The organism is Pseudoalteromonas sp. BSi20311, from assembly GCF_000239875.1.
Lineage (GTDB): Bacteria > Pseudomonadota > Gammaproteobacteria > Enterobacterales > Alteromonadaceae > Pseudoalteromonas.
Map to the genome: position 1 here is coordinate 1 of NZ_BADU01000193.1, position 271 is coordinate 271.

At 43.9% G+C, this 271-nt stretch carries 1 protein-coding gene; it reads left to right on the forward strand.

All coding sequences use genetic code 11. From position 1 onward, the window contains the following. Positions 1–49 precede the first annotated feature (49 nt). The coding region (locus P20311_RS18850; RefSeq protein ID WP_238529465.1) for a transposase at positions 50–271 on the forward strand (222 nt) is incomplete at its 3' end.

The following is a 271-nucleotide window of genomic DNA, read 5'->3' on the forward strand; positions in this document are numbered from 1 at the left end:
GAATCGCCCCGTGTTTGCCAGAGACTCAATAACTTGAGAAACTGGAACTATGAAAAAATCAAATCGCTATACATCAGAATTTCGTGAACGTGCAATTAGGCTTGTTACCACACAACAGCATGAATACCCCTCTCTTTGGGCTGCGCTAGTATCGATTTCAGATAAACTGGGATGTACACCAGAAACACTTAGAGCATGGGTCAAGAAGTCTCAAGCTCAACCGTCTAAACCCTCTTCTAACACTCAATCAACTGAAGAACGACTTGCCGCC